The organism is Exiguobacterium sibiricum 7-3, from assembly GCF_000620865.1.
In the GTDB taxonomy this organism is placed as follows: Bacteria; Bacillota; Bacilli; order Exiguobacteriales; family Exiguobacteriaceae; genus Exiguobacterium_A; species Exiguobacterium_A sibiricum_A.
In genome coordinates, this window is sequence record NZ_KK211190.1 from 1,992,183 (window position 1) to 2,011,908 (window position 19,726).

Sequence of the window (19,726 nt, forward strand, 5' to 3'; positions counted from 1 at the left end):
GGACTACATCCATCCGCCGTCAATTTTAAGAACGGCACCGTTCATGTAAGCCGAATCTTCTCCCATTAAATACGTTATGGCGGATGCGACTTCCTCGACCCGTCCAAAACGACCGGCCGGAATTTCGGCAAGTGCCAAGTCCCGGTCTTCTGCTGAAAAGACGGCATTCATCGGTGTCTCAATCCAGCCCGGTGTAACGGCATTCACCCGTCCGTTCATCGCACCAAGCTCTTTACTGTACGACTTGACGAACCCAAGTTGTGCCGCCTTGCAGGTCGAATAGACGACTTCACCGGCCGCACCAAATTCTCCTAATACACTGCTGACGACAACAATCGAAAGCGATGTTGAAAAAGCTTTTTGACTAGTCAAGGTCTGGGCAATCCGGATCAAGGATTCGACATGCAACGTCATCATCGACTCGATCGAGGAACGGGACTGATCGACGAGCAGACCACTGAAACTCGTCCCGGCAATGTGAACGAATCCTTCGACAGACGGTAACCCGTCACAAAATGTCATCAAGTTCTCCCGGTCAGACAGATCGCCTGTGACGATTTCCGTCGTCACAGGCAACTGTTGGACCATCTGTTCGAGCTCATGTTGTTTTTGGTGGGTGTGGAGGACCAATTCATGCCCTTCCGCTGCCAATCGTAAGACTGTTGCCCGCCCAATTGCTCCGCTTGCTCCCGTAATTAAAATCCGCATCGGTCAAGCGTACGGTTTAACGATTGAAATCGCACGATTTTCAAGCGCGAACAATTCATCGAACCGGGCTTCGATTTCTTCTTTTGTAATCGATGCAATCAAGGTCGGTAACGTGAATAGATTCGTTCCGGCAAGTGCATGACGTGAGAATTGATTAGCAATGAATTCGGGTGAGTTCAACGACCGTAAGAACTTTCCTTGCATCATATTACGTTTCCGGACGACTTCCGTCTCTTCGAACTCGGGACGAACAGATAATAATTTTTCATATGCTGTGATGAAGCGGTCCGGATCTTCCGTCTCCATCCCGAATGTCGCAAATGCAAATTCTTCTTCACTCGAATAATCAAAGCTGAACGTATCATCGATCAGGCCGTCTTCATACAGCTCGAGATACGTCGAAGACGTTTGGTCAAATAACAGGTGTAACAACAGTTCGCTTGTCAGTTCCCGACGCAATTGTTCCTGTCCACCGAGTGAACTGTCTTTATAACCGATCAAGACTTTTGGTGACTTGACGTCCAGTTCCAGTTCAAATCGTTTACGGAAGACATTTTTCGGCTCGATACCGTAATCACGTTCGATTGCCGGACGATCCGTGTAATCTTTTTTCGCCTGATTCGCTTTGATCAAGGCAAGCGTCTCGGCGGGATCAATATTACCGACGACGAACAGGACCATATTGGACGGATGATAGAACGTCCGGTAACACGTATAGAGATCGTCCGCTGTAATTTGATCAATTGATTCCGGCGTACCGGCGATGTCGATCCGGACCGGATGTTTCGCATACATCGATTCGATCAGACCAAAAAATAAACGCCATCCCGGATTATCTTGATACATCTGGATTTCCTGTGTGATGATGCCTTTTTCTTTTTCGACACTCTCTTCCGTGAAGTACGGATCCTGGACGAAGTCAATCAACGTTTCAAGATTTTGTTCAATCAACGATGTCGCAGAGAACAGATACGCGGTACGCGAGAACGATGTGAAGGCATTCGCCGATGCACCGAGTCGCCCGAACTCTTGGAAGACATCCCCTTGTTCCGACTCAAACATCTTGTGCTCAAGAAAATGCGCGATGCCATCCGGGACATTGACCCACTGTCCATCTTTTTTAAAGCGGTTATCAATCGATCCGTAACGCGTCGTAAACGTCGCATACGTCTTTTCGTAACCTTTTTTCTGAAGTAAATACACAGCAAGTCCGTTATCGAGCTGCTCAAAAAATACTGTTTCGTCTGTATCGTGATACGTCAACTGTTCCATTATTCTTCACCTCGCAATAGATAAACTGCCTCAAGCTCGATCGTTGCTGCTAAACGGACGACATCCTCACGTGTTGCCGTCTCGATGAGATGAATCTCATCTTCAAGCGTCAGTCCCCGCATCTTCGATCCATTCAACCAGCCGATCAATTGTCCCGGCTGATCCAGAATTTGCCGACGGGCATTGATTAACATCGCCTTCGTCTGCGTCAGTTCCTCATCCGTGAACTGCCCCGCTTTGAGATCCTTCAGTTGTTCGCCGATAATCGTCTCGGCTCGCTCCGCCTGTTTTGTCTCGACGCCGGCATAGACGTAAAGTGCACTGTTCAAAGCTGCATAACGGGATGCTGCGTAATACGCGAGACTTTCTTTTTCACGGACATTCATGAACAGCTTCGAATGCGGGAATCCGCCGAATAGCCCGTTAACAATTTGCATCCGAATTGAATCAACGGACGTCGGATCGACACTGACACGATATCCCAAATGCAATTTACCTTGTTTGATTGGTTGCGTCTCTGATGAACGTTTGACACCCATCACTTGTTTTTGAGCCGGAATATAATGACTTGCCTTTTCCTCGTGGGAAGGTAAGAACGATAACGCATCTTCCATCTCATCTTGCGTGACATGACCGACGACAAATACATCAATCCGGTCCTGTTCGACCATCGAACGATATGTATCGCGTAAGGAAGCCGGTGTGATTTGTTCCAGTGCCTCAAGTGTACCGAGTGAAGATAACGAAACCGCTTCTCCCGGTGCCATCAGCTCGAGCAAACGCTGTTGGGCAAAACGCATCTTATCATCGTATAACGAGCTGATCCGGAGAGCATGCAAGCGTTTTTCTTGTTTGACGAACTGTTCCCGGAATCCACCCTCTGTCAAGTCTGGATAAAATATCATCTGTTCGAGTAGATCAAGTGCCTCCTGAAGCAACGTCTCATGTCGGACAAGGTCGCCGCGAACAACATCGAGTTGGAATGAGATAACATGTTCTTCGCCGAATTTCGAGGCATCGGCATATAGACCCGCATCGTATAGTGTCTCAAGAGGTTCCCGTAAAGCTTTCATCGACGGATAGGCGGCTGTCGACTTCTCCATGATATATGGCAACAAGGCACGGCTCGTCAGCGTCTTCTCTTCGAGTGGTGCTGAAAACGTCACGAGGACCGTCGTCGTCTTGAATTTATCGGTCGGAACGAGATGAAATGTCGTTCCTTTTTTGTTCCACGTTTGAAATGACTGACTCATGCTTCTCCATCCTTTCGTTTAAACACATGGGCACTGCGTAAATATTCGATGTCCGCTTTTTCATTGACCGCGTTTTCGTAACGGGCCGCTGTAAAGAAGAAATCGCTTAGACGGTTGATGAACGGTAATAAATGGTGGGCCTGTTCGACATCCACCATCGCCCGTTCGACACGCCGGCAGACAGTCCGCGCAACATGCAGGCAAGCTGCTGCTTCCGTGCCTCCAGGTAAGATGAACTTATCGAGCGGCGGCGACAGTTCCGTTAGACTGTCAATCCAACTTTCGAGATCTTCTGTAGCAGTCGTGCTCAGACGGGATGCTTTCGGTTCGACATACATTAAGTCACTCCCGCAATCGAACAAGACGTGCTGGATAACTGTCAATTGTTCTTTGACTTCGATTGATGTCGCTTTTGTCCGGGCCAGTCCGACAAAACTGTTCAGTTCGTCCAGTTCGCCCATTAGTGTAATCCGGACATCATTTTTTTTGACACGTCCACCGACGAGTGATGTATCTCCCTCATCACCTGATTTAGTATAGATTTTCAAACGACTCACTCCTATAGCGAAAGGAAGCGAATCATAAAGTTCGCTTCCTTTGTTTTTTTGGTAATTGAATTCGGAAAATGGATCCTTTACCCAGCTCACTTTCGACCTGGACTTCCCCATCGTGCGACCGGACAACGTTTGCAACAATCGCAAGACCGATTCCAGTTCCTGTCTTGCCACGTGTCCGGGCTTTGTCCGCCTTGTAAAAACGGTCAAAGACGAACGGAACATCTTCTTCCGGAATACCGTCCCCTGAATCAATTACAGATAAAGATATAGTTTCCCTATCTTCCGTGATTTCAATCTTAATTTGGCCATCTTCCGTATACCGCAACGCATTTCCAAGCAGGTTCGTCATCACTTGATCCATTTGATCCGGATCGGCTTCAAACTGAGCGTCAGGACCGGTCACTTCAAATGAGACCCGCTTTTCAAGCCCCATCTGTTTGAACTTCTTGATCATCCGGTTGGCGAACGGAACCGCATCGATCGATTCAATCCGTTTTTCCTGATACCCGGCTTCCATCCGTGCCAAATCAAGCAAATCATTGACGAGGCGGGACAACCGTTGTGACTCATCGTAAATGATGGACGCAAACTCTTTTGTCGCCTCATCACTTTCCGTCATACCGTCGACAATCGCTTCTGAATAACCTTGCAACATGACGAGCGGCGTCCGCAATTCATGACTGACGTTTGCGACGAAGTCGGCACGCATTTTCTCGAGTTGCTGGGCTTCCGTCATATCACGCAGGACGGCAACTGCTCCGATTTGCTCTTCCTGCTCAAGCAACGGGCTGACGATGATGATATAAAAGCGGCCATCCCGTTCAAAGGACACCGTCATTTCTTTTTCTTTGCGCATAACCGTCTGGAACAATTCGATCAACTCATCCGGAACCGGTCCCCCCGCCAAAAATGCCTCGGCCGGCGGATTAGTTGCCAGTAACTCACCTGATTCCGAGAAGGTCAAGACTCCGTCCGCCATACACCTTAGGATGGACGATAACAAATGACGTTCCTTATCAAGATCCGTGACATACTGATTGAGTTGACTGCTCATTTCATTAAACGCAAGCGCCAAATCACCAATTTCGTCACGCGAACGCTGGGTCAGACTCTGATCAAACTTTCCTTCACCGGCCTCGACGACTGCTTGACGAATCGTGCGGAGCGGTGCCGTAATCCGGGTCGACAGGAAGAAGGCAAAGACGGTCGTTCCGATGATTGCCAGCAACACACAGAGCTGAATGATTTGTCGTGCCCCTTCATTCGCCTGTTCGATGTTCGTCAACTGTTCGATCAGATACATCGTCCCGCTGCCGCTTTCCGTGATGAACGGAGCACGGTAAGCAAGTGCCGCTTTTCCATTAAACGTCTCATAGTTCCCGATGGCCGTCTCCCCTTCTTCACCGTCAACGGCTTTCCAGTTCTGACGTTCGAGTTCTTTGATGATCCGCTTTGCTTTTGTTTCCGAGATATTCGTTTCGACCGTATTGTCCTTCGTCGTCGCAATCAAGGTCGCCCCGTAAATATCGGTAATCTCGATAGCGGTCGCCGATCCTTCTTCCAGTCCGCTGTGGGCCTGAAAGACCGTTTCGACCTGCTGACCGAGTTTTGCCAGATGGCCCCGCTCCTGTTCGATATGGAATGAATTAAAAAATTCGAGTAATAAAATCGTCAAGGCAATCAAGACGACGGAAACGAGTAATAAAATCGTCCCCCACAATTTAATGACGACGCTCTGTAACCATTTCATCGTCAGGCGGGATTATTCTCGAACTTGTACCCGACACCCCAAACCGTCGTGATCATTTGGGCTGCACTTGGTGACAGACGGTTCAGTTTTTCACGCAGTCGTTTGACATGTGTATCGACGGTCCGTAAGTCTCCGAAAAACTCATAGTTCCAGACTTCTTTCAGTAATTGTTCCCGCGAAAAGACTTTATCCGTCTGTTTCGCCAGGAAATACAGCAATTCATATTCTTTTGGTGTCAAGTTGACTTCCTGCGATTCGACTGTCACCCGGTGGGCATCATTATCAATCGTCAAATGCGGGAAGACGATGACGTCTTTTGTTTTCGCATCCGTATGCAGGAATTTTGTTGCACTGGCCCGGCGTAAAATCGCTTTGACGCGGAGTACGACTTCACGGGGACTGAACGGTTTGACGATATAATCATCCGCGCCCATCTCAAAACCGTGAACCCGGTTCGTCTCTTCGCCTTTTGCCGTCAGCATGACGATCGGTGTTGCTTTCGTTTTACGCAGTTCTTCACAGACCTGCATGCCATCAAGCTTCGGCATCATCAAATCAAGTAGAATCACATCATATTCCGTTTCAAGTGCCATCTCGAGAGCCGTTTCTCCATTGTCGGCTTCTTCAATCGTAAAGTTCTCACGTTCGAGATACATTTTTAATAAACGTCGAATCCGTTCCTCGTCATCAACGACTAAAATACGCGCTTCTTCTGACATCAGTTGATTCCTCCCATGAACTAATCTGTCTCACTCTATCCTACTACTCTCCTAGTATACTATGAAACAAAAGAAATAGCGTCTCTGACCGCGGAAATCAATCGTCTCGCCCAAAAAAGGATGGACGACGGAAGTTCTCTTCCGTCGTCCATCCTTGAATGATGATTCTACTAGTTGATTTCGTTACTTATGCGTATGAGTGAAGACCGGCAACGACCAAGTTAACGAAGACGAGGTTGAACATGATGACGGCAAATCCACCGACACATAACCACGCTGATTTTTTACCGATCCAGCCGCGCTGAATCCGCATGTGCAGGTAGAAGACATAGAACAGCATGGTAATCAAGGCCCATACTTCTTTCGGATCCCAACCCCAATAACGGCTCCAAGCCATCTGTGCCCAAATCATTGCAAAAATCAATCCACCGAGAATGAAGACCGGCAAACCGATTGCGATCGCACGGTAGCTGATTTCATCTGCTGTCTCAAGATCAATCTTACGGGCGATTGGTTTGAGGCTCTCTGCCAAACGTTTCCGTAAAATGACGAAACGAAGCAGGATGTATAAGACGAAACCGCCAATCAGTGACCACAAGACTGTATTGACTTTATTGGCATTGAGGAAATTCGGCAATTCGATGACAGCGCCAGAACCGGAAATGATTTTTCCGTTTTCAGGACCTGTTAAGACCGGCATCGTATAGTCATGTTGCATCGTCGCACCGTTTTTCGCGACATATTCGATCGTCGAATTCGTTCCGAGTGCGTTAAACAATAATCCGACAATGATATAACCGACGACACACACGAGTGAGAACATGACGACTTCAAGCCATGTCCGTGTTTTCGATTCTTTGTTGAAATCTGTCGCATGGATCAAGTACAGCAATCCGGTCGCGAAGCTGACCGCAAGAATTCCTTCTCCGAGTGCTGCCGTCGTGACGTGAATTTTCAACCAGACACTTTGAAGTGCCGGAATCAACGGTTGAACTTCATCTGGGAACATCGACGCGTAAGCGATGACAAGCAACGCGACCGGCATCGCAATTAATCCCAGGACGTTATTACGGTAAATACCATAGACGATCAGGAAGCCAAGCACCATCATCATCCCGAAGAATGTCGTGTACTCATATAAGTTCGAGACCGGTACGTGTCCGGCTCCTGCCCAACGTGTAAAGAAGTAACCAAGCTGCGTTGCAAATCCAAGGATTGCGAGTGAGAAAGCAATCTTACCGGAACGGGTCGGTCCCTTTTTCCCACTGGTCGCAACTGCAAAGAATCCGGTACTGATCAGATATAAGATAAAAGACGTAAGCAGTAAATTACCGCTTAAACTAAGCAGATTCATTTCGATTCCCCCTCTTCCCGCAACTTCTGCCGGTCTTCCAGTTGCGGAAGTCCCACTTCAGTCAAGGCGAGATTGACTTCTTTTTGAAGTCCAAGTGCGTTTTTATTCGTAAATCCGGCAATGTTAATCTGCCCGTTTGTTTCTTTTAACCAGAGTCTGCGGTGTGGCCAGTACATGCCGAGCAACAGCCCGACCATGAAAATCATACCGCCTGCAAATAAGAACGGAAGCGTCAAATCTTTTTTAATCCGGACACCAGAGATGTTCGACAGTTCCGTACCGGCGAAGCCCATCTTATATTGGTTTTCATCGCCGCCGACATTGAGCTTAATCCCGATCAGACTCCGTTCACCTTTTGGATGTTCCGGTGATTTGATTGTAAAGACAAACGCCGGATTAACCGGCCGTGACGAATTCGTCGTTGGTTTTCCGTCTTTGACGACGAAGTCCGGCAAGAAATCTTTCAGTTCAACATCATAACCGTTCTTTAATTTGTAGGTTTCTTGCGGATTGCGCAAGTCGACTTTAATCGTATCGATGACTTTACCCGTCTTCTGATTCTCGATGTTGAATGACATCGTCTTGAATTCCGGATCCGCTGCATATTGTTCCTGGAAGACTTGATAATTTCCGAATTCAAACGGTTGGTTTACGGCGGTTTCACCGGTTTTAACTTTTTCAAGTTTCGGTTTGAAATCATCCATCATTCCGGTTTTTTTATACAACGTCATCTGCGTATCATAGTTTTTCGGAACACTTCCGCCGGCCCGTTTCAAAGCTTCTCTGAATTTCTCAGGCTCTTTTGCCGGGTCATAAAACTCGATGTTAAACGAGTTGTTCTCGAGATAATACTGATTATCCGTCGCTTCGACCGGCAACGTTTCGCCTTCACGAATCCAAAGCAACTCGTCTTCGTGCATGCCGGGAACGATTCGCAACATCGCTCCACCAAAGAACAGGACAAGCCCGATATGGTTGATATACGGACCCCAGCGGCCAAAACGTTGTTTCTCAGCGAGCAAGGAACCGTCTTGTCGGCGGACCTTGTAGCCTTTTTTCTTCAGCAACGGTTCGATGGCATCAATCTGTTTAACCGTCCCAGCCGCTTCAGCGCCAAATCGCTGACCGCCCATGAAACGGTCGGACTGGATGACCGGTTGTTTCTTCAACGCACGATACAGCGGGAAGAAACGGTCGATCGATACGATAATGATCGATAACAGTAGTAACGTAATCAGTCCAATGTACCACCAGGATTCAAACAAGTTATGGAAGCCGAGGGCATAATAAATTTCACCGGCCGTGCCATATTCTTTACCGTAAAATTCTTCCGGCGGAACCGCTTGCGGAATGTACATTTCCTGCGGGAAGATGGTTCCGACTCCGCTCGCGATGATGATTAACCCGATCAACCATAAGCCGACTTTAACGGATGAAAAGAACGTCCAGGTCCGGTCGATCCACGATTGATTTTTTCGTTTTGAACGAAGCTCGGCTTCCTCATAACGCATATCCAGTTGCTTATATTCCTGCTGCATCATAAATTCCCCCTCGATGCGTTACTCGTTTGCTTTTTTGATCATTTCTTCTAACTTCGCTTGGTCAATTTCACCTTCATACTTTTCAACAACCTTACCTTCTTTGTTGATGATGAAGGTCACCGGCAGGTTATAGATGCCGTATGCTTTCTCGACGGCACTGTTCGTATCCATCAAGACCGGATAGTCGGTTCCTCCGATTTCCTTGATGAAGCTTGATACTCGGACCGGTGTCTCACCGACGTTGACTGCTGCAAAATTAACACCTTCTTTTTGCATCATGTCGTAATTATCGTTGATCAACGGCATTTCTTTTTTACATGGCTCACAGAATGTACCCCAAAAATTGAGTAAGAGTCCTTTGCCTTTGTACTCGTCCATCGTATGTTGTTTTTCTCCATACAAATCGACAAGTGCAAATCCTGGCGCGTCATCTCCGGCAAGGACACGACCGTCCTTATCACGTGTCGCCTGATCAACAAACTGCATGATAACGACCGCACCGGCGAATAATACCATCGTCATGATCATTAACCGCCAAAATGAACGTTTTTTCTTCTTTTGCTTCGCGGCTGCTAGCCGCTCATCCGGGTTCTGATTCGTTTTTTTCATGTTGCACCGCCTCCACCCATATTGTACTTGAAATCGCTTAATTGTTGACAGAATGTGAAATACGTTAATCGTTTTGTCACAAACAAAGAAAACTCAACCCGCAGGCTGAGCTTCTCGCTTTACAAATTAACGTTTTTTTGTGTTCTTACGTCTTTTCGTAGGGGGAGCAACCGGATCCGCCAGCTCACGCAATTGATTGACTTCTTTTTTCGAAAGTTCACGCCAGTCGCCTGATGTTAATCCAGCAAGCGTCAGGAAACCAAACTGTTCCCGTTTCAACTTGATGACTTCTGCGCCGAGTGTTTCGACCATTTGACGGACTTGACGGTTATGGCCTTCATAGATGACCATTTCTAAAATCGCGGTATTCTTTTTCTTATCGACATCGCGCATCTCGACACGTGCTTTACCAGTCTTGAATCCGTCCGGCAAGACGACACCTTTTTCGAGACCTTTGACATGATAGTAGTCCGGCACGCCTTTGATTTTGACGATGTAACGTTTCGGTACTTTGTATTTCGGATGGAGCAAGAGATTCGAAAACTCGCCGTCGTTCGTCAACAGCAATAATCCGCTTGTGTTGTAGTCGAGACGACCAACCGGGAACACGCGGTGACCCGGAGGAACAAGATCGACGACCGTTTTACGGCCTTTATCATCTTCTACCGTCGAGACGACACCTGTTGGTTTATAAAGCATGTAGTAGACGTGTTCTTCACGTTCCAGTTTGACACCGTCGACTTCGACTTCCGCACGTCCGCCGACTTTCGTCCCGAGTTCCGTGATGACTTTCCCGTTGACTTTGACGCGACCTTCTGTGATCAATTCTTCTGCCTTGCGTCGTGATGCGACACCGGCTTGGGCAATAATTTTTTGTAGACGTTCCATTAATTTATTCTCTCCTCTAGTGACGGTTCATTCCGGAAAAACAAATCCCCGTCCGCTTCAAGTGTTTCTTCAAACTCAAGCGGCGGCAATTCTTCGATACTGTTCAGTCCGAAGTGATCCAAAAAATGATCCGTCGTTTTATACAATTTGGCACGCCCGACGCCTTTGGCGCGTCCGGCTTCATCAATCAATCCTTTTGCACTTAACGTGTGGATGACACGTTCCGTCTTTACACCACGGATGACTTCAATGTCCGCGCGGGTAACCGGCTGTTTGTAGGCGATGATGACGAGTGTCTCCATCGCAGCGCGTGACAGGCTGTCCTCTGCAAGAGACCCGGCATACGCCTGCACATACGGTGACATTTCTTTACGGGTGACCATCTTGAAGACACCGCCGGATTCGACGATTTGCAACACCCGTTCGTCCGCTTCAAATATTGTCTGAAGGGCATGTAACTGTTCCCGAGCCGCTGCCTCACTGATTTCAAGGACTTGACTCAGACCACGCGGATCGATTCCATCGTCTCCGACGACGAATAACAAACTTTCAATGATTCGCTCATACGCCAATCTGATTCTCCTCCTTCACTAAGGCACGCAACAAGATGTCGTCGTTCATTTGCTCACAGGCGACGACCCGTTGTTTGACCAGTTCGAGTACGGCCAAAAAGCTGACGACCAATTCTTCAACGGTCGGTTGTTCCGTAAAGAAACCAAAAAATGTCGTTCCTTCATTGGCAAAAACATATTCCGAAACATGAACCATCTGCTGTTCAAGTGTCCGTTCTTCCCGTTTGACGGTTTTCGAACGACGTACTTTCCAGGCGACGCGTTGGCGCATTTTTTCATAAGCACGCAACAAATCACTAAAAGACAGGTTTCCACTATAATCTTGATTGTCCGCATCCAGATACGTCATCAAGTCTTCCGGCTGTTTTGAAAACAGTTCGAGCCGCGCTTCTTCCTTTTCCTTTAAGACAAGTGCAGCTTCTTTGTATGCTTTATATTCAATCAGTTGCTGAATCAACCCTTCACGTGTCGGATCCTCTTCAAAATCCGGAACTTCTTCGAAATCCGTCTGTTCGACAGGTAACAGTTGTTTACTTTTTAATTGCAGGAGCGTCGCTGCCATGACAAGGTATTCACTCGCAACATCCAGTTCGAGATGTTGCATGGCCCGAATATAGGACACATACTGATCCGTGACGATCGATACGGAAATGTCATACAGGTCAATCTCTAGTTTACCAATCAAATGCAACAACAAATCCAACGGGCCTTCAAACGCATCCATCTTTACACTGTATGATTCCATGATTCTCCCTGCCCATCAACGTTTTTTGCGCCTTAGTATACCACACATCACCTGATTTCGACTATGCTATATTAAAAGGAAAGGAGATCAATCCATGCATCCAATCGAACAATTTGCCTTTGAATTCAATGTCCAACACGACTATTTTGAATGCCACGAAGTGCTCGAAGAACTGTGGCAGGCCGGGCAACGACAAGATGAATCCCTCGTCGCCTTGATTCAGCTTGCCGTCGCCCGCTATCATCACCGCCGCGGCAATGTAGCCGGGGCGATGCGGACCTACCCGAAAGCGTTCCAAAAACTTGAACGCCATGCCGGGTCACTTTCCAGTCAAGGAATTGACGTCTCCCGACTGCTTGCCTTACAACCATTGTTCATGCAGCCCGACTACCAGCATATTCCGTTGCCACTCGCTGACGATTTGGAACAACGGATCAGCAGTCTGCCAATCGAACAGTTGCAGGACCTATCGTTCTTGCGGCATAAACATGTCCTCCGGGATCGACAGGACGTCATCACGGCACGACAGATGGCACTTGCAGCACGTCAAAAAAAATGAAAAACCGGTCCGTAGCTACATGGACCGGTTTTTATTGATTTTTCCATTTCTCAACAAGTCGACTCGTTTCGTCCGTTGCACCCGTGATTTCTGTCCGCAACATCTTTTCTGCTGCATCGAGTAACATATACGACATCCGTTCCCCGCGGAACGATGGCGACAAGGCGATATGTTTCAATTCAGCGTGGCCATCCACTAATTGAAATCCGATGATGCCGATAAAATCTTCATCCTGTTTATAGAGATACAACTGCTGATTCTCATCTTGTTCATAGGTTTGAACCGTTTCAAGCAAATACTTCGGATCCTTCACTTCGCACGAAAAAGCGATTAACCCCATCGCGGTCCGTTCATTCAACTTTTTATATTTTACTAGCATCTGATTCTACACCTTCCTAGTTTCAACAACTCTCAGGAACATGATCAACTGAGACTTGTTTATTCTACACCTTCTCGACCTGAAATGCTTCACTTTTCGTCAAATCGACTAAAAAGATGGGCGGGTCGTCTTATTTAAAACGAGGCCTCCCTGTCCGTTGACAGAGAGGCGAACTCGTACAATAAGATGAGGAAGATTAGTTTGCTCCTTCAAGGACCTTGATGAATTCGCGCATATAATCCGGCAAATCGGGCGGGCGACGGCTCGAGATGATGTGTCCGTCGACTACAACCGCTTCATCGTGCCAAATTGCTCCGGCGTTCGTCATGTCATCCTTGATTCCAGGTGTACTCGTGACGTTGATTCCTTTTAACACACCGGCTGAAATCAGGACCCATCCGGCGTGACAAATCTGACCGATCGGTTGTTTCACCTGATCAAAGTGACGGACCATCGCGAGGACGGAATCGAATCGCCGTAATAAATCCGGTGACCAGCCGCCCGGTACTAAAATCGCATCATAATCTGCCGGATTAATCTCGTCAAACGTTTTGTCTGACACAATCGGAACACCGTATTTTCCGATATATTTTTCATCAGCCTTTTCACCGACGATGTCAACAGTCGCTCCTTCTTCGCGTAACCGGTGAACCGGGTACCACAGCTCTAAATCCTCAAAGTCGTTACTGACAAGTTGAATAATCTTTTTTCCTGCTAACCGCATCATAAATCGCTCCTTCATTTTTCAGTTCTTGTTGTCACTTCCCGTATTGAGCGAAAAAAAAACTTCCCTTCTTTGATCAAAGAAGGGAAGAAATCACTTACGCTTCGACGCGAATTTCTTTAATGCCAGCGCCTTGTTTCATTTTTGTCGCATGTTCAAGACCTGATGTCACTTGTCCGAAGACTGTGTGAACGCCGTCGAGGTGTGGTTGCGGCTCGTGAACGACGAAGAATTGGCTTGAACCTGTGTTACGGCCTGCATGCGCCATTGAAAGCGAACCGGCTTTATGTTTGTGCGGGTATGATGTTGACGTTTCGCACGGAATCGTCTTACCTGATCCGCCTGTACCGTTTCCGATCGGGCAACCGCCTTGTGAGACGAAACCAGGGATGACACGGTGGAAGTTCAATCCATCGTAGAAGTTCGAGTTCGCAAGGTTCTCGAAGTTTTCTGTTGTGATCGGTGCATCGTCGTTAAACAATTCAAACTCAATTTTATTTCCGTCTTCTAATAAGATATATCCAGTTTTTTGCATCGTATACCAACCTTTCGTGCTTTTCAGCTGTGGTGTTCGCCACGGCATTCGTGGCTCCGTTACCTAGTGTATCAAATCTTCACAAAAAACGCAGGTTTTTTACTCATTCCACTGCCGATTCGAGAATTTCGAGCTGAACGGTTTCACCGGCAATGACCGATATCCGAATGCCGTTTGGTAACGGGAAGACCGGGTCGGTATGTCCGAAGTCTGCTCCGAGAACGATCGGGAAGTCATAACCGCGGGTCGCCCGCAACAGAATGTCCTTCAGCGGGAAGTCCGGATCAAACTCGACTTTACTGTGAAAACGTCCGACGACGATCCCGGAAATCTTATCATACGCTCCGAGATGACGGAGTTGCGTAAAGTACCGGTCAATCGTCTCCGGCGTTTCACTTTCGTCGTCTTCAAGCATCAGGACCGCACCGTCAAGCGACGGCATGTATGGTGTCCCGGCAAGCAACAGCAATGTCCCAAGGTTACCGGCAACGATTGGTCCCGTCCCCTCGCCTGTACGGGCGACGACGTACCCCTCATTGACGACGTGCGTCCGTCTCCGGTCATCATTGATGTCCCAGCGCAGGCCTTCATCCGTCCATTCATCCGATGCTTCGATTTGACCGATCGGTTCCGTCTGCATCAACATTTTTTCAAACCATTTTTTTGTATAGTCATCGAGACCATGCAGTTGACCAAATTGCGGTAAAATAGCAGGCCCGACGAATGTCGTTAATCCGGTCTTCGTCTGGATGCCGGACAGCAGTGCCGTAATGTCGCTGTATCCCATGAAGATTTTCGGATTATTCCGGATCAAGTCGTAATCGAGTTCATCGAGCAACTGATGCGAGTTAAAGCCGCCGATCGTCGCAATGATCGCTTTGACATCCGGGTTTTGAAACGCCATATGTAAATCTTGAAGCCGTTCCCCGATTGTTCCTGCCGTATGACTGTGAACCGCTGTCGCATTCGGCATGACGAGGACCTTAAAACCCATCCGTTCCAGTGTTTCAATCCCCCGTTGCAGACGACGCGGTACATAAGCTGCGACCGCAGAAGCCGGCGAAAGAATCGCAATCGTATCGCCGACGTTTAATTGAGCTGGTTTCATTTGTGTTCCCCCCTCACGTTCTTCATTTCACTATAACAAAAAACAACCGACTGGGAAAGAAACCCAGACGGTTGTAAGAAAAAACCTTATTGAATGACCGCGTGAACGAGCGGACGTGCTTCCGGCTTCGTGTCACTGATGTGATACGCGTGATCCATTTTTTCGATGGCTTGATCAAGCGTTTCTTTGTTCGAACGGAGTGTCGCGATGACATCACCGACTTCGACTTTGTCGCCGACTTTTTTGAACAATGTGACGCTTGCTGCATGATCGATGACATCCGTTTTCGTTGCACGGCCTGCTCCGAGAATCATCGCTGCAACACCAACTTCATCGGCAATGATTTCTGAGACGTATCCGGCTTTCGACGCGACGAAATCTTTTTCGAATTTCGTTTCGAGTGCTTTTGACATATCGTCGACGAGTGACGCATCGCCGCCTTGTGCTGCGATGAATTTCTTGAAGACGTCAAGTGCTGCTCCGTTTGCGAGACGCGACTCGAGATCCGCATACGCTTCGTCGAACGTCGGATAGAACTCACCGAGGACTGCCATGTGTGATGCAATCGTCAAGGCGATGACTTTCAAATCGCGTACATCTTTCCCTTGCAGGACTTCAATTGCTTCTTTGACTTCATTCGCATTTCCGATTTCGTTTCCGAGCGGCTGATCCATGTCCGTGATGACGGCAATCGTCTTCCGGTTAACACTTTTACCGATTGATACCATTTCTGTCGCAAGTGCTTTCGCGTCTTCAAATGATTTCATGAACGCGCCTGAACCTGTTTTAACGTCGAGGACGATACTGTCAGCACCGGCTGCGATTTTTTTCGACATGATCGAGCTTGCGATCAACGGAATCGAGTTGACCGTCGCTGTCACATCACGCAATGCGTAGAGTTTTTTGTCAGCAGGTGTCAGGTTCCCTGTTTGACCGATGATAGCCATCTTGATGTCGTTGACTTGTGTCACGAACGCTTCTTCCGATAACTCCACATCAAATCCTGGGAAAGCTTCGAGTTTGTCGATTGTTCCGCCTGTATGGCCAAGACCACGTCCGCTCATCTTCGCGACAGGAATCCCGATTGATGCGACGAGTGGTGCCACGATCAGACTGATTTTATCACCGACACCGCCTGTTGAGTGTTTGTCGACCTTTTTACCGTGGATACGTGACAAGTCGATGACATCACCAGACTCGACCATCGCCATCGTCAAATCCGCGATTTCGCGATCTGACATACCTTGATAGAAAATTGCCATCGACATCGCTGACATCTGATAATCCGGAATGTCACCGTTCGTGAAGCCTTCTACCATCGCTTTAATATCAGCAGTTTGTAATTCGCCGCCGTCTCGTTTTGTTGCAATCAAATCTACCATACGCATAATAAGTTCCTCCTCAAGGGGTCGTTCGTATTTTTATCGAGCTTAGATTCTTACATTTTTTTGATTGAACCGCGGACAAGTGACAGGAAGTGGGCACGGACACGTTCTGTCGTCTCCATGACTTCTTCGTGATGAAGCGGTTGATCGAGAATTCCGGCTGCCATGTTCGAAACACACGAAATTCCAAGTACGCGCATGTTCGAGTGGCGGGCCACGATGACTTCCGGCACCGTCGACATTCCGACGACATCTCCGCCGAGCAACCGGGCGAGTTGCACTTCTGCCGGTGTTTCGTATGTTGGACCCGTGTTCCCGAAGTAGACACCTTGACGGACTGTAATACCGAGCTCATCGGCAGTCTCTTGCGCAAGACGCAACAATTCCGCATCATACGGTTTTGACATGTCCGGAAAACGTGGTCCCATCTCATCAACGTTTTTACCAATCAACGGGTTTGTTCCGAAGAAGTTGATGTGATCCGTGATCAACATCAAGTCACCCGGTTCAAATGCTTCGTTACAAGCGCCGGCTGCATTCGTGACGATCAGTGTTTCGACACCGATTGCTTTCATGACACGGACCGGGAATGTAACCATTTCCATCGAGTAGCCTTCATAAAAGTGGAAACGTCCTTGCATCGCAACGACTTGTTTGCCTTCAAGGGTACCGAAGACGAGTTGTCCGGCATGACCTTCTACTGTCGAGACCGGGAAGTTCGGAATATCACTGTATGGAATCGCAATCGGATTTTCGATATCGTCTGCGAGGACACCAAGTCCTGAACCAAGAATCAAACCGATTTCTGGTTTTGCCTGCATTTTACTCTCTAAATACGCACGTGTTTCATTCCAATTGACTGTCATCTGAATCGCTCCCTTAAAATTAAAGTTCTGACAAGAAACTCTTACCGTGTGCCGGTAGCTTCACATTGAAGTTTTCCGCAACCGTTGCTCCAAGGTCGGCAAACGTCGAACGGATACCTAAATCTTTGGCAACACCGTTTTTCGAATAGACCAACAGCGGAACATACTCACGGGTATGATCTGTTCCCGGATGGACCGGATCATTTCCGTGGTCTGCCGTAATGATCAACAAATCATCTTCTTGCAGACGGTCAAAGACTTCCGGCAGACGGGCATCAAATTCTTCTAATGCCTGACCGTATCCTTGTGGGTCGCGACGATGACCGAACAATGCATCAAAATCGACGAGGTTCAAGAAGCAAAGTCCCGTAAAGTCACGGTCGAGTTGTTTGACGAGTTGATCCATGCCGTCCATGTTTGATTTTGTCCGAATGGCGTCCGTGACTCCCTCACCATCGAAGATATCAGCAATTTTACCGAGCGAGATGACATCGAGACCCGCTGTTTCGAGTTCGTTCATGACAGTCCGGTCAAACGGTTTCAGCGCATAGTCGTGGCGATTTGAAGTCCGGACCCATGCTCCTTGCTCACCGAGGAACGGACGGGCGATGATCCGGCCGAGCATGTATGGATCGTCGCGCGTGATATCACGGGCATACTCGCAGATACGATAGAGTTCTTCAAGCGGAACGACTTCTTCGTGTGCTGCGATTTGAAGCACGGAGTCTGCTGATGTATAGACAATCAAAGCACCTGTCTCGACATGTTCCTGTCCGAGTTCATCGAGAATTTCTGTCCCTGATGCCGGTTTGTTCCCGATGATTTTCCGTCCAGAAAATGTTTCCAGGCGACCGATTAAATCTTCCGGGAATTTCTCAAAGACGCGGAACGGCGTGTCAATCCGCAGGCCCATGATTTCCCAGTGACCGGTCATCGTATCTTTACCGGCTGAGACTTCTTCCATTTTTCCGAAAGAAGCAATAGGCGCAGCATCCGCTGACACACCTTGAACCGGTTCGATATGCGACAGACCGAGCTTAGCAAGATGCGGCATATTCAGACCATCACGTTGTTCTGCGATATGTCCCAGCGTATGCGCACCAAGATCACCGAATTGTTCTGCATCCGGCGCTTCTCCGATTCCTACAGAATCCATGACCACTAAAAATACACGTTTGAATGGTTGAGCCATATTAAAATTCCTCCTATATATTTATTGCTTATTACTAAAGATAAATCCCGTTTGAATTTTCCCGTAAATAGACTAGACAAAACACTCTATTTGTCTGAAGTCAGACCTTTTGATGGTAAAACCATCACGCGCGTGGATGATGGTTCTTATAGACATCATGCAGTCTGGCTTTGTTGACATGTGTGTACATTTGCGTCGTCGATAAATCGGCATGCCCTAACATTTCCTGAACGACACGTAAGTCTGCTCCGTTCTCGAGAAGATGGGTCGCAAACGAATGACGCAAGACGTGGGGAGTGATGTCTTTTTCAATTCCCGCTTCTTTCGCCCGGCGCTTGATCATCTTCCAAAAACCCTGCCGCGATAAACGATCGCCGCGGCTGTTGAGGAACACATAGTCCGTTTGTCGTCCACCGAGACTGTTACGGGCCAGTTCAAGATAAATCGAGACGCTGTCAATCGCCGTCTGACTGATCGGGATGATGCGGGTTTTGTTGCCTTTTCCAAGACAGGACAAGTAACCAAGTTCGAGTTGTAAATCGCCCAGTGTCAGTTGTAACAGTTCGCTGACACGCATACCGGTTCCGTAGAGCAATTCAAGCATTGCTGCATCCCGCCGTACGAGTGGATCATTTCCGACGACCGAGTCAAGCAAACGGACGATATCGGTTTGACTCCAAACAACCGGCAGTTTTTTATCCGGCTTCGGCAAGTCAAGATGACGTGACGGATCATGACGGACGATTTGACGTTCTACTAAAAACTGATGGAACGATCGAATCGAGCTCGTCGACCGCCGAACCGTCGCTCGTGATTTTTGTGCCTGTAACAAGGATTCAATATGAAGGACGATATGGTGGCGTGTGACTTCTTCCGCGGACGAAATCCCTTGCTGTTCAAGCGTCGTCAAATACTGGTTTAAATCATTTCGATAAGCAGCTGCCGTGTTAACTGACATCTGCCGCTCAATCACTAAATAGTCGATAAATGTCTCCAGTTGTTGCCTCACT

General features: G+C 48.0%; 21 protein-coding genes. 1 reads left to right on the plus strand and 20 read right to left on the minus strand.

Going from position 1 to position 19,726, the window contains the following annotated elements:
• Positions 1-3 precede the first annotated feature (3 nt).
• The 12 genes from ymfI to P402_RS0111425 form a co-directional block, all read right to left on the minus strand.
• Complete coding sequence (gene ymfI / locus P402_RS0111370) at positions 4-708, minus strand: elongation factor P 5-aminopentanone reductase (RefSeq protein WP_026828802.1); 705 nt, start codon at positions 706-708, stop codon at positions 4-6.
• 3 nt (positions 709-711) lie between these two features.
• Positions 712-1,983, minus strand: coding sequence for an EF-P 5-aminopentanol modification-associated protein YfmH (yfmH, locus tag P402_RS0111375; protein WP_440287198.1), 1,272 nt, complete (start codon positions 1,981-1,983; stop codon positions 712-714).
• Complete coding sequence (gene yfmF, locus P402_RS0111380; protein WP_026828804.1) at positions 1,980-3,233, minus strand: EF-P 5-aminopentanol modification-associated protein YfmF; 1,254 nt, start codon at positions 3,231-3,233, stop codon at positions 1,980-1,982. The genes yfmH and yfmF overlap by 4 nt, the downstream gene beginning before the upstream one ends.
• Positions 3,230-3,781, minus strand: a complete 552-nt coding sequence (locus P402_RS0111385; protein WP_026828805.1) for a cob(I)yrinic acid a,c-diamide adenosyltransferase — start codon at positions 3,779-3,781, stop codon at positions 3,230-3,232. Before P402_RS0111385 ends, yfmF begins: the two co-directional genes overlap by 4 nt.
• A 31-nt stretch (positions 3,782-3,812) precedes the next feature.
• Positions 3,813-5,540 carry an ATP-binding protein gene (locus P402_RS0111390; RefSeq protein WP_026828806.1) on the minus strand — a complete coding sequence of 576 codons (1,728 nt, stop codon included), beginning with the start codon at positions 5,538-5,540 and terminating at the stop codon, positions 3,813-3,815.
• Positions 5,541-5,542: 2 nt separating this feature from the next.
• Positions 5,543-6,259, minus strand: a complete 717-nt coding sequence (locus P402_RS0111395; protein ID WP_026828807.1) for a response regulator transcription factor — start codon at positions 6,257-6,259, stop codon at positions 5,543-5,545.
• A gap of 187 nt (positions 6,260-6,446) precedes the next feature.
• Positions 6,447-7,613 carry a c-type cytochrome biogenesis protein CcsB gene (gene ccsB / locus P402_RS0111400; protein ID WP_026828808.1) on the minus strand — a complete coding sequence of 389 codons (1,167 nt, stop codon included), beginning with the start codon at positions 7,611-7,613 and terminating at the stop codon, positions 6,447-6,449.
• The gene (gene resB, locus P402_RS0111405) at positions 7,610-9,151 is read right to left on the minus strand and encodes a cytochrome c biogenesis protein ResB (RefSeq protein ID WP_235188872.1); all 1,542 of its coding nucleotides are present in this window, start codon (positions 9,149-9,151) and stop codon (positions 7,610-7,612) included. The genes ccsB and resB overlap by 4 nt, the downstream gene beginning before the upstream one ends.
• A gap of 21 nt (positions 9,152-9,172) precedes the next feature.
• On the minus strand, positions 9,173-9,763 hold the full coding sequence (locus tag P402_RS0111410) for a redoxin domain-containing protein (RefSeq protein ID WP_026828810.1): 591 nt from the start codon (positions 9,761-9,763) through the stop codon (positions 9,173-9,175).
• Between the two features lie 126 nt (positions 9,764-9,889).
• Positions 9,890-10,651 carry a pseudouridine synthase gene (locus P402_RS0111415; RefSeq protein WP_014969990.1) on the minus strand — a complete coding sequence of 254 codons (762 nt, stop codon included), beginning with the start codon at positions 10,649-10,651 and terminating at the stop codon, positions 9,890-9,892.
• Positions 10,651-11,223 (minus strand): SMC-Scp complex subunit ScpB, encoded by a 573-nt coding sequence (gene scpB / locus P402_RS0111420; RefSeq protein WP_026828811.1) that lies wholly within the window; start codon positions 11,221-11,223, stop codon positions 10,651-10,653. The genes P402_RS0111415 and scpB overlap by 1 nt, the downstream gene beginning before the upstream one ends.
• Positions 11,213-11,968, minus strand: coding sequence for a segregation/condensation protein A (locus tag P402_RS0111425; RefSeq protein ID WP_026828812.1), 756 nt, complete (start codon positions 11,966-11,968; stop codon positions 11,213-11,215). Before P402_RS0111425 ends, scpB begins: the two co-directional genes overlap by 11 nt.
• 94 nt (positions 11,969-12,062) lie before the next feature.
• Between P402_RS0111425 and P402_RS0111430 the strand changes: the two genes are divergently transcribed.
• The gene (locus tag P402_RS0111430; protein ID WP_026828813.1) at positions 12,063-12,527 is read left to right on the plus strand and encodes a DUF309 domain-containing protein; all 465 of its coding nucleotides are present in this window, start codon (positions 12,063-12,065) and stop codon (positions 12,525-12,527) included.
• Between the two features lie 31 nt (positions 12,528-12,558).
• Here the strand turns inward: P402_RS0111430 and P402_RS0111435 are convergent, their stop codons facing one another.
• The 8 genes from P402_RS0111435 to xerD all read right to left on the minus strand — a co-directional run bounded on the left by P402_RS0111435 (position 12,559) and on the right by xerD (position 19,725).
• A complete protein-coding gene (locus tag P402_RS0111435) occupies positions 12,559-12,906 on the minus strand; it encodes a GNAT family N-acetyltransferase (RefSeq protein WP_026828814.1) in 348 nt (115 codons plus the stop codon).
• 196 nt (positions 12,907-13,102) lie between these two features.
• On the minus strand, positions 13,103-13,630 hold the full coding sequence (locus P402_RS0111440; RefSeq protein ID WP_026828815.1) for a type 1 glutamine amidotransferase domain-containing protein: 528 nt from the start codon (positions 13,628-13,630) through the stop codon (positions 13,103-13,105).
• A 97-nt stretch (positions 13,631-13,727) separates the two neighbouring features.
• Positions 13,728-14,165 (minus strand): peptidylprolyl isomerase, encoded by a 438-nt coding sequence (locus P402_RS0111445; protein ID WP_012369909.1) that lies wholly within the window; start codon positions 14,163-14,165, stop codon positions 13,728-13,730.
• A 103-nt stretch (positions 14,166-14,268) separates the two neighbouring features.
• Entirely contained in the window at positions 14,269-15,273 is a 1,005-nt protein-coding gene (locus P402_RS0111450; protein ID WP_026828816.1) for a S66 family peptidase, read from the minus strand.
• An 86-nt stretch (positions 15,274-15,359) separates the two neighbouring features.
• A complete protein-coding gene (locus P402_RS0111455; RefSeq protein WP_026828817.1) occupies positions 15,360-16,661 on the minus strand; it encodes a pyrimidine-nucleoside phosphorylase in 1,302 nt (433 codons plus the stop codon).
• A 50-nt stretch (positions 16,662-16,711) separates the two neighbouring features.
• A complete protein-coding gene (locus P402_RS0111460; RefSeq protein WP_026828818.1) occupies positions 16,712-17,524 on the minus strand; it encodes a purine-nucleoside phosphorylase in 813 nt (270 codons plus the stop codon).
• 19 nt (positions 17,525-17,543) lie between these two features.
• Positions 17,544-18,716 (minus strand): phosphopentomutase, encoded by a 1,173-nt coding sequence (deoB, locus tag P402_RS0111465; protein ID WP_026828819.1) that lies wholly within the window; start codon positions 18,714-18,716, stop codon positions 17,544-17,546.
• 124 nt (positions 18,717-18,840) lie between these two features.
• On the minus strand, positions 18,841-19,725 hold the full coding sequence (gene xerD, locus P402_RS0111470; RefSeq protein ID WP_026828820.1) for a site-specific tyrosine recombinase XerD: 885 nt from the start codon (positions 19,723-19,725) through the stop codon (positions 18,841-18,843).
• Position 19,726: the final 1 nt, after the last annotated feature.

What these genes read in the sequence shown, in the direction of transcription:
- ccsB (WP_026828808.1), bottom strand. Translation starts at nt 7,613, where the DNA reads ATGAATCTGCTTAGTTTAAGCGGTAATTTACTGCTTACGTCTTTTATC.
- P402_RS0111425 (WP_026828812.1), bottom strand. Translation starts at nt 11,968, where the DNA reads ATGGAATCATACAGTGTAAAGATGGATGCGTTTGAAGGCCCGTTGGAT.
- ymfI (WP_026828802.1), bottom strand. Translation starts at nt 708, where the DNA reads ATGCGGATTTTAATTACGGGAGCAAGCGGAGCAATTGGGCGGGCAACA.
- P402_RS0111395 (WP_026828807.1), bottom strand. Translation starts at nt 6,259, where the DNA reads ATGTCAGAAGAAGCGCGTATTTTAGTCGTTGATGACGAGGAACGGATT.
- P402_RS0111390 (WP_026828806.1), bottom strand. Translation starts at nt 5,540, where the DNA reads ATGAAATGGTTACAGAGCGTCGTCATTAAATTGTGGGGGACGATTTTA.
- P402_RS0111430 (WP_026828813.1), top strand. Translation starts at nt 12,063, where the DNA reads ATGCATCCAATCGAACAATTTGCCTTTGAATTCAATGTCCAACACGAC.
- P402_RS0111445 (WP_012369909.1), bottom strand. Translation starts at nt 14,165, where the DNA reads ATGCAAAAAACTGGATATATCTTATTAGAAGACGGAAATAAAATTGAG.
- P402_RS0111460 (WP_026828818.1), bottom strand. Translation starts at nt 17,524, where the DNA reads ATGACAGTCAATTGGAATGAAACACGTGCGTATTTAGAGAGTAAAATG.
- P402_RS0111435 (WP_026828814.1), bottom strand. Translation starts at nt 12,906, where the DNA reads ATGCTAGTAAAATATAAAAAGTTGAATGAACGGACCGCGATGGGGTTA.
- P402_RS0111450 (WP_026828816.1), bottom strand. Translation starts at nt 15,273, where the DNA reads ATGAAACCAGCTCAATTAAACGTCGGCGATACGATTGCGATTCTTTCG.
- P402_RS0111440 (WP_026828815.1), bottom strand. Translation starts at nt 13,630, where the DNA reads ATGCGGTTAGCAGGAAAAAAGATTATTCAACTTGTCAGTAACGACTTT.
- deoB (WP_026828819.1), bottom strand. Translation starts at nt 18,716, where the DNA reads ATGGCTCAACCATTCAAACGTGTATTTTTAGTGGTCATGGATTCTGTA.
- P402_RS0111415 (WP_014969990.1), bottom strand. Translation starts at nt 10,651, where the DNA reads ATGGAACGTCTACAAAAAATTATTGCCCAAGCCGGTGTCGCATCACGA.
- P402_RS0111410 (WP_026828810.1), bottom strand. Translation starts at nt 9,763, where the DNA reads ATGAAAAAAACGAATCAGAACCCGGATGAGCGGCTAGCAGCCGCGAAG.
- P402_RS0111455 (WP_026828817.1), bottom strand. Translation starts at nt 16,661, where the DNA reads ATGCGTATGGTAGATTTGATTGCAACAAAACGAGACGGCGGCGAATTA.
- resB (WP_235188872.1), bottom strand. Translation starts at nt 9,151, where the DNA reads ATGCAGCAGGAATATAAGCAACTGGATATGCGTTATGAGGAAGCCGAG.
- yfmF (WP_026828804.1), bottom strand. Translation starts at nt 3,233, where the DNA reads ATGAGTCAGTCATTTCAAACGTGGAACAAAAAAGGAACGACATTTCAT.